Source organism: Legionella waltersii (assembly GCF_001468085.1).
Taxonomy (GTDB): domain Bacteria; phylum Pseudomonadota; class Gammaproteobacteria; order Legionellales; family Legionellaceae; genus Legionella; species Legionella waltersii.
The window spans coordinates 401704-414022 of sequence record NZ_LNZB01000060.1 but is presented as its reverse complement, the minus strand read 5'-3'; the positions used below and the strand labels follow the sequence as shown (position 1 = coordinate 414022).

Below are 12319 nucleotides of genomic sequence, written 5' to 3'. Positions count from 1 at the left end.
TAAAAATACCTGTCAAACGACTGGGTATGCAATGTAATTTACAATTTTCCATTGATGATTAGAGTCCTTTAAAAAAACATCTAAACCTTCATCTTGTGTCTTCGAAATGAGCCTTCCCTTCTTGTATTCCAGGAAATACCAGGTAATCCTCACTGCTGCAAGATTACCAGAGCGATATACTTGGTTTATTTTAAAGCGATAGTGATAGCGCTTCTCTTTTTGCCGAAATACTTTTTTAAATCCTTCACAAATGGAATCATAGCTCTTTATTGGTGCACCTTGAAAATCAGCTTTTAAGTCTTTGGAAAATAGCGCACAAGTTTGCGCCAGTTTTTTTTGATTAAATGCAAGCGTCCAATCAGTAAATAGTTTTTCAAATAAAGCATAATCGTTACTTTCATTAGCAGCATAAAGGTTGAGAGAGCCTAAAAGTCCACTCATTAAGACCAGAAACAAGACATAATGAAATCGCTTCATATGGATTCAAAACAGTCATTGAAAAACTTAACTTAGCAAACTTTTAACTCAAATGGAACTTACGAGAATAGGCCCTGCTTTAATTCATACATTAATTCATACAAACTGCCCATTTCTTACAGGGGTCCGTCCCGGTCCGTCCCTACTACCAAGACAGTATTAAATAGAATTAGCCTGTTCTATTTGAAGTTATGAATGAAACGAGCTCAGGAGGCCCCTAATAGGTAAAGTTTTTAGGAGCCCTTCTTGATTCCGCAATTAATTAAACCTAGGCTGGTTTTCTGACTTTTTATTTTCTATAAATTCTAAGGTATCTTTAACCTCTTGAATTCGCTCCTTATTTAAATATTGAAAAAAAGGAGGATACTTAGGATTCAAGTCTGCCTCAATTTTCATGTAATCATTTAAAACCCCTTGAATTCTCTCGAAGTTTCGTACCTTTAAATAATCAAATCCAGACTGATTCATCTCCTGTAACAATTCGATAAGATTGTGTTTATTCATATCTGTTCTATAGCTTTCGATATGCATTATTAATATACCTAGATCGTCTGTAATTTCTAATCCTGCTTTCATCAAGGCAAAAAGCAGATCATGCATCTCAGTAAGAAATAAGTTACTGTTTTTAGGGCAGTTAGCTGCTCCCAAATTGGCGGCTCTCCATAAATTCAATCCCAAATCGTCCAGTAGTGAACGTGCTATCGCTTCAACTAGAAAAATAGAATGCTTGTCTCTATCCGCAGGGATATTCATGTGGAAGGGGGGACAGAGTTCGTTTATATATTCTGGCACTTGAATAATTTGTTGAGTTAACTCTTTGATACCATTTAAAAATGCATCCTCATTTTGATTCAACCTCATATTTTCCCATATTAATTTCAATTTGTTGGGAACCTCTTCTTTTAATAATAAATAGCTATTGTATTGAGCTTCCTTCTGAATTGTCCTAAATAAGGCAAGAGGTAGGTAGTCCTTATGAACTAAATTATCTTGATTTCCATTTTCTCGAGCGTTTGCTAACAGTTTCCTATTTTCTTCAAAAAAACCGGGCATGATAAATATTCCTCATATTGATTCATTAAATAATTGTTTGTTTTGTTGCTTGTGTTAAGAATTACAAGGAAATCAATTTAGGAATGATTTTATGGCTGGGGTATCTTGGTTCTTTTTGAGTGCACACAATAGATTGAGAGTATGCAAAACCCAACTGATTTTGAATCGGATTGATTGTTTGGTCTTTCATTCTATTAAGTTCACTGATATGAGTTGATATTAAATTTATTCAATTTGAGCGATTATAATCCATTTATACCTCGTTATCAAGGAAAAGTATCACTGTGCTACTTTTTTAGATGGGTCCCCGCCTTTCGCGGGTAAGACAATTTTATAAAAATTGTGTGCCAATTTGGGGACGGTCCGAGACCATTTCTTACAGGGGTCCGTCCCGGTCCGTCCCTATTTAGTGTCAGGTTTTGGAGTTGCAACATGTTAAATCTGATCTGCTATATTAAACTTAAGGTGAAACAATATCACTATGTTCGATTTTCACGTGGTTCTACGTATTGATACACAATACGCGCAATCTGTATAATTATTATATCAACCGGATGTAGGAGATAGATAGAATGAACCAACCACAACGAATTTTTATTATTGGACAACCTGGTGCAGGCAAAGGGTTACTTGCAAAGACAATTGCAGACAGATTAGGCTGGCAATTTGTTGATGTTGACTTCGGCTTAGAATTTCAAATTGGGCGCCACCTGCATGAAATACTTGGAGAGCAAGGTCAAGATTCTTTTTATGATTGTCAGTACAACATCCTATCTAACTTATGCACTCAGGAACACATTGTTGTGACAACCGATGCAAGCGTTGCTTGCTCTGAAAAAAATCGACAGTTATTACAGAGTGAGATGACTGTATTTTTAAATGTGAGCACACCTGTGCAAATGGAACGTACCTCACGCAATACCCCGCATTTATTGCCCATGACCAGTTTGGATGATTTCTTTGATCAATTACATGACAAGAGAGACAGTTTATACAAACAAATCGCCAAACTAACTATTCAGGGAGATGATGGGCAATTAGATGCGCATGCTCACTCGATCATTAAAGCTGCGTTTGGTGATGACATAATTCCACCAAAACCCTTAAAATCAACTTTGGAAAAAAAGGATTTCACTGTGTTTCATAAGATACATCATACCAAAGTCGATTTGTCGGAACAGCAAGCACTTTATTTCAAGCTGTTGGCCCAAGGAAAATCAGCTAAAGAAATTGCACGGGATAACCATGTTTCCTATAGGACAGTCGAAGGGACCATTGCGAAACTGATGGAAACTTTAGGGTGTACTTCAAGTAAAGAGCTAATTGCCTTATATCATGAGCAACCATAAAGCGAGCTGCGTAGCTTTCATTGATATGAAGGGAATCATATCAATAACTGGTTTTGCTGCTAAGCCAGGCACTGATGTTGAACCAATAGGATGAATCTGAATGCCATTATTGCCTAACGCTTTTTTAACCCCCGCTGCTTCTTCTTCGAATTGCCTAGGCCAATCGGTATTATAAGAAACTACCTCAATACATCGGCGCTCTTCTTTGGCTGACATCATTTATTCTCATGTATGAATAGGGGAACTGTATCTTATCAGGCTCTTTAGTGTATGTAACAGATAAATGGTAATTAGTTGGTTTTCGTTAATTATAACAGTTACGAGGATTCCTTCTAGTCTGGTTTTCCGCTCCCTGACGGCTGAGGAATCGACTCCTATTATAGTGCCCCACTAATCTCTTCCCTGATGGTCAGTAAGCGAAGGTCCGGCGCTTCGCCGAATGGCGCTGCCTTAAGCAGTATCATTCGTGAAAGCGGATAGTTCCATATCCGCTTGCTGACGCGCGCGGCTCGGTTCACTCCCTGCTGTGACTAGCATTTGATTCAGACAGCAAAGAACGAACCGAGCCACGCGCGTCAGCAAGCGGACCGATTCATTCCCTGCTGTGACTAGCGTTTGATTCAGACAGCAAAGAACGAACCGAGCCGCGCGCGTCAGCAAGCGGACCGATTCACTCCCTGCTGTGACTAGCATTTGATTTAGATAACAAAGAAGAAACCGAGCCGCGCGTCAGCAAGCGGACCGATTCACTCCCTGCTGTGACTAGCGTTTGATTTAGATAACAAAGAAGAAACCGAGCCGCGCGCGTCAGCAAGCGGACCGATTCATTCCCTGCTGTGACTAGCGTTTGATTCAGATTACAAAGAAGAAACCGAGCCGCGCGCGTCAGCAAGCGGACCGATTCACTCCCTGCTGTGACTAGCGTTTGATTCAGATTACAAAGAAGAAACCGAGCCGCGCGTCAGCAAGCGGACCGATTCACTCCCTGCTGTGACTAGCATTTGATTTAGATAACAAAGAAGAAACCGAGCCGCGCGCGTCAGCAAGCGGACCGATGGGGGCCAACCTAATGACACCGCTTAAGGCAGCGCCATTAGGTGAAGCGCCCGACCTTTGGTATAAATGCCCCATTTTAAACAATGAGTCGATTCCTCAACCCTCAGGGTTCGCGGCTCGGTTAACAAAGTCCGTATTTTGTTTTTGACATGGTGTTTAAGGGATGGCTTTTTAAAAACAAAAAATGCTAAAATTTGATACCAAGTGATTAAGTGTGAACATCCATGAAAATTGCATTTATCGTCAATAGTGTTGGGGATAGTGATTTAGCGTTAAAAACAATCAATGCTCTAGAGCAGAAAGGTAAACATGAATCAGTGATTATTTCATTGACCAAAGCCGCTCAACAAAGAGTAGAGAATTTTAGAACGAAATCTCAAGTCTCTATAATAACTCTCCCAAGTATTCTTCAATCTAAATCTGATGAATTTCCCGAAAGTGGTGTAACTGAACAACAATTAGATGCAATCAAACAATACACACAAAAGCTTCACATTAATTACGCATTTATTGGTATACCTTCAGTGAATAACACACTACCATTTCAGATAGCGACTCAATTAGATACTCCTGTATTAATGGCTTATGAGTTTATGTTTAAGCCAGTAAAACATAGCTTATGGGATCATTTACCTGCTTTGAGTAAAAAATCCAATGTGAAATGGGCCCTCCCCCTAGCTACTGCCAAAGAGGATTTTGAAGTCCAGGAAGACAAAATCTATTTTACGGGTCATTTAAGTATTGATAATGCTTATGCCGCAACTTCAATGAGCTCAAAAAACCCCAAAGCAATACTAGACGCTTTACACATTGAGCCCAAGCAGTCACTTGCTTTTGTAAGCAGTACGACTCAACCCTTAGAGGTTGATACTGATTTTTTAAATTGCTTGTTAACAGAGTTAAAGAATCATCCGACTATCCAAGTTCGTCTCGGTTTACATCCTGGTATACAAGATTTAGACACTTATTTACAAACGATACTAACCATTTATGAAAAACATCCACTGATCAGCAAGCAATTTAAAATTATCCTCCCCGATGATATTGCCAAAAGGCTTAAAACACCGGAATTAACGATGAATAAACCCCTTTATGCAAATGCATTCATTAAGGCTACTATTTCAGGCTCAGAAGCAGCATCGGTTGCTGATAGAATCGCCCAAGCAGTACCAGGTGCATTACTAAACCAAGCTATTCTGGAAGGGAAACCAGCTTATTCCCATTTAGGGAAACCCTACTTGCCTGCAAAATATTTCTCGAAAAGTATTGCATCCTTTTTCACTGGAAAGCAGCAACCAGCCCCCTCAAAGAAAGATTTAGGATTAGAAAATACAACTACCCCAGAAATCTATGCACAAATAATGACTAGCTAAGCAAAAGACATTGGAAATTGGGTATTTAAAGTTATTTAAATTCGTGCCGACAACCTGAAAAGAAAAATAACAATCCTTTTACCAAGGTCATGCAATGATATCCATAAAAAACATAGTTGTTACTGCTATTGTTGTTGCCCTGATTCGTGTTTATACACACCATTATTGGGACAAAGGTAGCTATACCGATTTTGTTAAAACGTTCAAGGAAAGCTGCATTGAAGAGGGCAAAAAGGAAGTCACTGATCCACGATTAACGGCTGCGATTGAACCTCTATGTGAATGCATGACAAACAACAGTGAAATGCAAGCGGCTCTTAAAAACGCCTACGATACAGAAGATCTTGAAAAAGCAAAACGTGAAGTCAAGCCCATTGCAGTTCGAATTGCGCCTGGTTGTGTTAATGAATATTTTGGCAGCTCTAACTAAGTTTTGCAGGGTCTTCGCGCTTAAAATAAATCCTACCTATTAAAATTTCTTATTACGTGATGGATTCTTTCCATTACCCACAAGCCTTCAACTAGAACTATCCTCTAGATCAGGACTTACGAACAACCCCAATCTCTTCGTTAAAAATGTCTTTTGCCTCGACCTTGGGGTATTTAGTAAGTCCTGACATGCAAAACGTGAATTTTAACACACCCCAAAGGAGCAATTATGTTTGAAAATACCGATCAACAAGAACCCATCATCGTATATAAAACACTTGACAAAGACTACGGCAGAACTAAGTTTGCTGGCCCAGGATATGGCGAGTTTGATATCGAAAAATACGAGGAATTAGAAGAGTTACTGAAGTAGCTCCCTTTCAATACAAGGAGTAATGGTTATGGATATTTCCGATGAGGTTGTTGCACAACGCGCCTATAATCTAAAGGATGCATTATTAATAGGTTTAGAGGAATCTAGGAAAAACCTCATTACTCCTCGTTTTAAGTGCATTGGTGAAATGGATCGAGATGAGATTCAGTTGAGCACTTATCTCTGTGCTGCAAACGATGACCAACTGCAATTGTCTTCCTTAGGAGGTGCGAGTGGTTTAAGTCAACAGGCTCAAGTCAAAGCGTTGTATGAATCCTTAGAGAAATCCATCAGTATTAAGCTATGTAAGCATCGTCGTCTGAATAACATTCACTCCTTTTCCTCTGTTACTTCCCCCTCAAGCCAATTTTTGCAAGATAATCAATTAATGCCCAAACTCCTTCTTCAAAAACAATACCAACAAAAAAACTACCCATGGATGGAATTAACGCATTATCTAAACCCATCTAATACACTGTATTACCCTCTAAGTTTAATTTACTCGTTCATTCCTAAGTTATATCCCTTGCAAAATGATCATCTGTGTGAATTAAGCGATGATACTGGTTTATCGATAGGAGCTACGCGTGAGGAGGCAATTATCCATGGCATTAATCAATGGATAGAACGAGATGCTTATTCTTTGTTTCTTTTAAAATCAATTGTAACTAAGAACCCAGTCCCAGCTCGACTCCTCTTAAAAGAAACCCTTCCAAAGAGTTTGGCTCTCATAGTCTCAGCCATTGAAAAGAATTGTAATGAACATCTTATTATTTTAGAGATAACGAGTGATTTGAATATCCCTGCCTTTGTAGTCAGTTTTTCGAAACAGAATATGGTGTTCCAACCACAAGGCTTTGGCGCTTCACTCTCCAAAGAAGTGGCCCTAAAACAAGCACTGTTTGAGACAATCCAATACAAAGATAGATTAAATGAGGAAGCCGTAACCTATAGAGAAAAAACCTTGCATTTTTTTTCTAAATGCCCTTTATTGCATAAAGCCATGATTGGTGATTTGAACTCATTAATCGATAAACAATTATTTGTTGAAGTAAACTGGAATCAAATTGTCTCGTACTCATTGAGTCACAATCTAAAGAGCCAAATTGAACAAATGATCGTGCAGTTAACAAAACACCAAGCCAATGTTTACACGACTGTTTTGTATGAGTCAGATTCTGGTCTTGCAATCACATACACCCTCATTCCGGAATTGGAAAACTTTAGTTTAATAAGGGATGGAAAATTTGTTCCGATAAAAGCACGTGGTTTAGGAGTAATTCATGAACATCAATGCTGAAAGGCAGTATTCACCCGAAATTGCAATGCAAATCGCTGAGTCAACAATCAAAGAACTCCATTTAAGTGCTGAATTTTGCGCCTACGGGAAAGAGATTAAAACCTATCATTGCAAATTGATTGACCCTCAAAATAACACTGTATTTTATGGTTGTGGGAAGGGAATAGGCTTGCAATCGAAAGTCAGCTCATGCTTCGAAGCATTAGAGCATTTTGCTGTACATGCCTTCTGCCAACTCGATCATCCTACACATCGATATGACTCTTTAGAGAACCCAATCATTATCAATTCTCTTAAGAAATACGGCTTATTGGATCCTCAAATTTATCAACGCAAAGAAAAAATCCCTTTTACGCGATGTTTAGAAATCATCACGGGAGAAGAGCTCTATTATCCTCTGTATATGCTTGATCCGCGCTATGCAAAAAAGCCTGCACCAGGAGATAAGTTTGATTATAAACCCTATGCTTGGAATGCCTGCGATTCAGGCATTGCTTCAGGGACAAGTGAATTAGAAGCAAGTATTCATGCTTTAAATGAATCAGTGGAGCGTGACGCCTATTCCCTATTCCTAATCCAAGCATTTTTACTGAATCATCCAATGAATATCATCGATAAACGATCGGTACCTCAGCACTTACAAGTGATTATCAACCACATTGAAAAAGAATATAACGAAGAACTTATTCTAGTAGATATTACCAGTGATATTGGGATTCCTACCATTCTTGTTTCTATGACTAAGCAAGAGATGACCATACAGCCAATTGGTTGTGGAACCTCCTTATTTAAAGACTATGCTCTAGAAAGAGCTTTGTTAGAATCCTTGCAGCCCTTACATGTATTGAATAAACACTTATCAAGTAATCAAGACCAAATAATGAGCAATTTTGCCAAAGCCCCACTATTAGCACGCTGTGCAAAAGCCGATGTTTTGCCATTAATTCAACATGCTCGTACTGTCACTTTTGATTCGCTACTTGGCTATCAAGGAGACAAGTCTCTGGAGAAGCAATTTCATACCATTATCGAACGTATTCGCAGTAAAGGATTTTCAATTTATACTGCAACGATCGCTGGAACGAATACTGGATTTCATTGTTTAAAATGTATTATTCCAGAATTTGAGCAATTTTATTTAGTAGAAATAGGGAAATTTATTTTACCCAATCACCGAGGAATGGCCCTGATTAAGGAAAAATTTCCAGATAAAACGGAAGCTAACTTTCTTGAGGTCGTGGATAAATAATCATGAACTTAAAAGCTTCTCTACTCGATCCGCACTTACAGGTATTTCTTGCTGTAGCTCAACGCAAAAGCATGCACGCCGCAGCGAAAGCCATCCATTTAACACAAACCGCAGTGACTCAAAGAATTAGAACTCTTGAAACCCGTTTACAGACGACCTTATTCATCCGAACGCATCATGGCGTGTTACTCACTTCTGAGGGCGAAGCCCTACTACGTTATTGTTATGCAACTCAAGAACTTGAAGGACATGCATTGGCCAACATTAATGGAGCCGGTGTTGAAGCAACAGTAAGACTAAGCATTAGTGGTCCTACTAGTATCATGACCTCGCGAATTATTCCTAAGTGCCGAACATTAATGAGAAAATACCCCAACTTGCTTCTCAGCTTCGACATCAATGATTCGCCACAACGAATTAACTCGCTACAAACTGGCGCCAGTCATTTTGTCATCATAGAACCTCAATATGTTTTCAAAGAAATGCAGATCAAGCCGATCAAAGCAGAGCAATATGTTCTTGTCGGTCCATCATCTTGGAAAAACAGGGATTTGAAAGAAATATTGCAAGCAGAACGAATCATCGATTTTGATGAATCCGATACCATGACCTTAAATTATCTCAAGCACTATGATTTACTAAAACACATCCGACCAGAACGTCATTTTGTGAATATCAATGAATCATTACTGGGTTTATTTATTGAAGGCTATGGTTTTGGGGTGTTGTCTACTGAGTTATGTCAACCTTACCTGGACCAAAATCAATTATCAGTACTTAACTCTGGTCAATCGTACGAGAACGCACTTGTCTTAGCGTGGTATATGAGAAATGAGCCTCCTAGTTATTTTGCTGATGTGATTGATTTAATTGGTTAATGAAAACCTTGATTACGCCTGAGGCCGCATCAAGGTTTTTATCGTCTTAAAAAATGGAGGGTCGCTCTACGCAGCATCCTTCTAACTCTTCATTCGCTGTGTTCAGAGTTGAACCAATGATATCCATTAAATTAACGAGTGGGCTCACTAGAGCAGCGATACATAAAGCAATCGTATTCACTAAGCATTTAGCAGAATCGATAGCATTTTGTTTTAAAGCCTCTCCATTAAAACTAAGTGCGGATAGAGCAAGCTTTAATACGTTCACTGCAAAACCGATAAACATCTCAGCAGCGTATAGACCAAAGACCACTGGCGCAGTTAAGGGAGAATAAATTTTTAGCAAATCCTCTCTGGTTTTAAAGGGCTGGAAAAATCCCATGTTTGAAGAGTTATTGAAAAAGGACTTGAAGGACTTTTTATTACCAAACAAAATTTGTTCAACAACAAATTGGCCCGCTGTGCCTCCGCCTAAATACAAGAGACCAGCATTGATCGCTTTTAAAAACTCGCCTTGATCAATATATGGAATTGACATGTATAACTCCTAGTTATTTAATTTTTCGGAATCATACAATCAATTGATTAACAAACCAAGTTTTAAACTTAGTGCCTAGTTTTAGACTTCTATTACAACCTGACAATCCTTACTAAGGTACTGTTTTACCAACGTTTCAAATCGATTGATAAAGGAGATGGGTTAAAAACAACACTTTCTTCAGATTGAGGCTCAACTTTTTCGGCAGTATTGTATTGATTTTGATTCATCTCACCTTGTCCATGTTCCTTGATTTTACTTGATGGATTAGGTTTCATAGACAGCGGATTAGGTTCAAAACCATTTATTTGTGGCTCGTCTTTATTCCGTGAATTGAGACTTGGCCTCGGCTGTAAATGAGCCGCTAATTGTTGGATAAATGCATCGTATAAAGCGACTTTTGGTAAATTGATTCGAAGTGAAAGTAAATTCCCTTTTTCATCCTCTGCTACTTGAATGCATTCATCAGATAAATGATGTTGCTCTTTGAAAGCATTGAACTCCTTCTTTATAGCATTCATGAAGGTCTTTAGCTCTTTTCTTTGTTCTTTAGAAAGTGTCTTTAGATCACACTGCAATTCAATGGTTAGAGTCATTGATTTCCGATCAGGATTAATAAGCAATAAATCCTTAGCGACTAACTCTGCAATAACATCTGGATCAAAGCTATTGTCATCAGGCCGATCCTCTGGATCAAGTTCCTCTCCAATCTCTATGGTATCCACTCTATTCAATTCACCCATCAACTCCTCATGGTCCACGGCGAATTGATCATCCATGTTGAAAGGAGGTTCATTGTCTTGCTTATCATTCTTTTCAGCGGCGTTCTCAGAATCAGTTCCTCCGCCACCTGCACCCCCGCCATGACCAAAGCAACGAGGGATCGGCGCAATCTCCTTAAAACAAATCTTACAACGTACTTTTACAGTTTCTTCAGCAGTATCTTTCTTTTCCTTTTCTTTATTCAGTTGTTGTAATGTTAAGGCGGTAGATGAAGCTCTTGAATGAGCTAATGGATCGATGTGAAGCGCCAATTTTTCTTTTTTCATGAAGAACACCCGATTAAAACTTAAAAATAATTTAAGAATTATATGAAAAATGTAGGTTCGCTGCGGATATGGTGTAAAATTTTACGATTTTTTTACGAGCTTTAGTCGTTTGGGAGACAATGCGGTGAACATCAAAGAATTACAGGCTTCTCTAAACCTTGTTGCAACAACCTTGGATGATTACCCCATCCTCCAAAACATGGCCAGATTTTACGTCTATGATCTTTCGCGTGACTGTGGTTTTACATCAGAGGACTGGGCTTGCCCTTCTGATGGTTTGTACGAAAGCTTTGACTTCAAAACGTACTTCGAAGACCCCACGAGAAAAGCGTATTTTATCAAAGTTGGCAATGAACTGGCGGGTTTTGCTCTTCTGAATCAAGAAGGACACTATCCGAATACTGATTGGAACATGGGCGAATTTTTCATTCTCGCCAAATTTCAAAGAAAAGGCATCGCTAATCTTGCTGCTGCAGAACTGTGGAAGAGGCATCCTGGTGTATGGGAGGTTTCTGTTATTCCAGAAAATACCCGCGGTCTTTTCTTTTGGGAAAAATCCATTTCACGCTTTACAGCTCATGACTATCAGGAAGAGGTTAAAACAGTTAAATACGACACCAAACCCGTCAAACGGATTATTTTTCGTTTTGATACTCGTGCGTATCCTAACTGCGATTCTTTAAAAACGCAGGAAGAATATAAAATCCGATTTGTTGATGAAATTGATGCAACTACCGAAAAGCGTATGTCTCATGATCTCGTCGCTTATGAAACGAGTCATGGTATTGATGTTAATTACCGTCGTTTTTCCATAACTATTTCCAATCAAAATGGCCATGCTTTAGGTGTAATTAATGCGTTCACCGCATTTGCAGAAATCTATGTCGATGACATTTGGGTAGACCGTAACCACCGCAGTAAAGGGTTAGGAAGACAATTATTGATCGCACTTGAAAATCACTTTAAAGGCCAAGGGTTTAATAACATCAATTTAGTGACTAGCGCCTTTCAAGCACCTGAATTTTATAGAAAATGTGGGTTTACTGCTGAGTTCACAAGAATAAATAAAAAGAATCCCCTGTTAAGTAAGACTTTTTTTGTTAAATTTTTTAATGAAGAGATAGAGACACAAGGTTTGGTTAAACACAGCGAAAACGAAAATTCGTGATTTAACATAAATTTGTTATCCACTCCC

At 38.7% G+C, this 12319-nt stretch carries 13 protein-coding genes; 8 read left to right on the top strand and 5 right to left on the bottom strand.

The window, feature by feature from the left end:
- Positions 1-12: 12 nt before the first annotated feature.
- Both Lwal_RS15000 and Lwal_RS14995 read right to left on the bottom strand, forming a co-directional pair.
- Positions 13-477: a YybH family protein gene (locus tag Lwal_RS15000; protein ID WP_058481608.1), complete on the bottom strand. Its 465-nt coding sequence runs from the start codon at positions 475-477 to the stop codon at positions 13-15.
- Positions 478-735: 258 nt separating this feature from the next.
- On the bottom strand, positions 736-1530 hold the full coding sequence (locus Lwal_RS14995; RefSeq protein ID WP_058481607.1) for a hypothetical protein: 795 nt from the start codon (positions 1528-1530) through the stop codon (positions 736-738).
- A 572-nt stretch (positions 1531-2102) separates the two neighbouring features.
- Between Lwal_RS14995 and Lwal_RS14990 the strand changes: the two genes are divergently transcribed.
- Complete coding sequence (locus Lwal_RS14990; RefSeq protein ID WP_058481606.1) at positions 2103-2879, top strand: shikimate kinase; 777 nt, start codon at positions 2103-2105, stop codon at positions 2877-2879.
- On the opposite strand, the gene Lwal_RS14985 is transcribed toward Lwal_RS14990, so the two are convergent.
- The gene (locus Lwal_RS14985; RefSeq protein WP_058481605.1) at positions 2859-3098 is read right to left on the bottom strand and encodes a GrpB family protein; all 240 of its coding nucleotides are present in this window, start codon (positions 3096-3098) and stop codon (positions 2859-2861) included. The genes Lwal_RS14990 and Lwal_RS14985 overlap by 21 nt on opposite strands.
- Before the next feature lie 1061 nt (positions 3099-4159).
- On the opposite strand from Lwal_RS14985, the gene Lwal_RS14980 reads away from it, so the two are divergent.
- From Lwal_RS14980 to Lwal_RS14960, 6 genes are all read left to right on the top strand, one after another.
- Positions 4160-5308: a hypothetical protein gene (locus tag Lwal_RS14980; protein ID WP_058481604.1), complete on the top strand. Its 1149-nt coding sequence runs from the start codon at positions 4160-4162 to the stop codon at positions 5306-5308.
- A 94-nt stretch (positions 5309-5402) separates the two neighbouring features.
- On the top strand, positions 5403-5738 hold the full coding sequence (locus Lwal_RS14975; RefSeq protein ID WP_058481603.1) for a hypothetical protein: 336 nt from the start codon (positions 5403-5405) through the stop codon (positions 5736-5738).
- Positions 5739-5966: 228 nt separating this feature from the next.
- Entirely contained in the window at positions 5967-6110 is a 144-nt protein-coding gene (locus Lwal_RS17460) for a hypothetical protein (RefSeq protein ID WP_157066290.1), read from the top strand.
- A 28-nt stretch (positions 6111-6138) separates the two neighbouring features.
- Entirely contained in the window at positions 6139-7410 is a 1272-nt protein-coding gene (locus Lwal_RS14970) for a YcaO-like family protein (RefSeq protein WP_058481602.1), read from the top strand.
- Positions 7394-8659, top strand: coding sequence for a YcaO-like family protein (locus Lwal_RS14965; protein WP_058481601.1), 1266 nt, complete (start codon positions 7394-7396; stop codon positions 8657-8659). Before Lwal_RS14970 ends, Lwal_RS14965 begins: the two co-directional genes overlap by 17 nt.
- Before the next feature lie 2 nt (positions 8660-8661).
- The gene (locus Lwal_RS14960) at positions 8662-9537 is read left to right on the top strand and encodes a LysR family transcriptional regulator (RefSeq protein WP_058481600.1); all 876 of its coding nucleotides are present in this window, start codon (positions 8662-8664) and stop codon (positions 9535-9537) included.
- 46 nt (positions 9538-9583) lie between these two features.
- Here Lwal_RS14960 and Lwal_RS14955 read toward each other — a convergent pair whose 3' ends face one another.
- Both Lwal_RS14955 and Lwal_RS14950 read right to left on the bottom strand, forming a co-directional pair.
- Positions 9584-10075, bottom strand: a complete 492-nt coding sequence (locus Lwal_RS14955; protein ID WP_058481599.1) for a hypothetical protein — start codon at positions 10073-10075, stop codon at positions 9584-9586.
- 125 nt (positions 10076-10200) lie between these two features.
- Entirely contained in the window at positions 10201-11124 is a 924-nt protein-coding gene (locus Lwal_RS14950; protein ID WP_058481598.1) for a hypothetical protein, read from the bottom strand.
- A gap of 124 nt (positions 11125-11248) precedes the next feature.
- On the opposite strand from Lwal_RS14950, the gene Lwal_RS14945 reads away from it, so the two are divergent.
- Positions 11249-12292, top strand: a complete 1044-nt coding sequence (locus tag Lwal_RS14945; RefSeq protein ID WP_058481597.1) for a GNAT family N-acetyltransferase — start codon at positions 11249-11251, stop codon at positions 12290-12292.
- Positions 12293-12319: the final 27 nt, after the last annotated feature.

What these genes read in the sequence shown, in the direction of transcription:
- Lwal_RS14960 (WP_058481600.1), top strand. Translation starts at nt 8,662, where the DNA reads ATGAACTTAAAAGCTTCTCTACTCGATCCGCACTTACAGGTATTTCTT.
- Lwal_RS14990 (WP_058481606.1), top strand. Translation starts at nt 2,103, where the DNA reads ATGAACCAACCACAACGAATTTTTATTATTGGACAACCTGGTGCAGGC.
- Lwal_RS14965 (WP_058481601.1), top strand. Translation starts at nt 7,394, where the DNA reads ATGAACATCAATGCTGAAAGGCAGTATTCACCCGAAATTGCAATGCAA.
- Lwal_RS14980 (WP_058481604.1), top strand. Translation starts at nt 4,160, where the DNA reads ATGAAAATTGCATTTATCGTCAATAGTGTTGGGGATAGTGATTTAGCG.
- Lwal_RS14985 (WP_058481605.1), bottom strand. Translation starts at nt 3,098, where the DNA reads ATGATGTCAGCCAAAGAAGAGCGCCGATGTATTGAGGTAGTTTCTTAT.
- Lwal_RS15000 (WP_058481608.1), bottom strand. Translation starts at nt 477, where the DNA reads ATGAAGCGATTTCATTATGTCTTGTTTCTGGTCTTAATGAGTGGACTT.
- Lwal_RS14950 (WP_058481598.1), bottom strand. Translation starts at nt 11,124, where the DNA reads ATGAAAAAAGAAAAATTGGCGCTTCACATCGATCCATTAGCTCATTCA.
- Lwal_RS14970 (WP_058481602.1), top strand. Translation starts at nt 6,139, where the DNA reads ATGGATATTTCCGATGAGGTTGTTGCACAACGCGCCTATAATCTAAAG.
- Lwal_RS14995 (WP_058481607.1), bottom strand. Translation starts at nt 1,530, where the DNA reads ATGCCCGGTTTTTTTGAAGAAAATAGGAAACTGTTAGCAAACGCTCGA.
- Lwal_RS14975 (WP_058481603.1), top strand. Translation starts at nt 5,403, where the DNA reads ATGATATCCATAAAAAACATAGTTGTTACTGCTATTGTTGTTGCCCTG.
- Lwal_RS17460 (WP_157066290.1), top strand. Translation starts at nt 5,967, where the DNA reads ATGTTTGAAAATACCGATCAACAAGAACCCATCATCGTATATAAAACA.
- Lwal_RS14955 (WP_058481599.1), bottom strand. Translation starts at nt 10,075, where the DNA reads ATGTCAATTCCATATATTGATCAAGGCGAGTTTTTAAAAGCGATCAAT.